1 protein-coding gene is annotated in these 320 nt (G+C 62.2%); it reads left to right on the plus strand.

Going from position 1 to position 320, the window contains the following annotated elements; translation table 11 throughout:
- Nucleotides 1-281 (plus strand): integrase core domain-containing protein (locus tag ABWL39_RS20935; protein ID WP_367796162.1); only part of this gene is annotated, 281 nt, incomplete at its 5' end.
- Nucleotides 282-320 lie beyond the last annotated feature (39 nt).

Consider the following 320-nt stretch of genomic DNA (forward strand, 5'->3'; position numbering starts at 1 on the left):
CCGAGCGACTGGCCGAGGCGGGTATCGAACCCTCGGTCGGCAGTAAGGGCGACAGCTACGACAACGCGCTGGCCGAGACGATCAACGGGCTGTACAAGGCCGAGGTGATCCATCGGCGGGCGCCCTGGAAAACCCGGGAATCGGTGGAACTGGCAACGCTGGAATGGGTGTCCTGGTTCAATCACCACAGACTGCTCGAACCCATCGGCTACATTTCCCCGGCCGAAGCTGAGGCAAACTACTATCGGCAACTCGCCAGTCAGGTGGCGGTGCCGGCCTGACTTAAACCAAATGGCCTCCACGGAAGGCGGGGCGATTCA

Origin of the sequence: Chitinivorax sp. PXF-14, assembly GCF_040812015.1 — a bacterium.
In the GTDB taxonomy this organism is placed as follows: domain Bacteria; phylum Pseudomonadota; class Gammaproteobacteria; order Burkholderiales; family SCOH01; genus JBFNXJ01.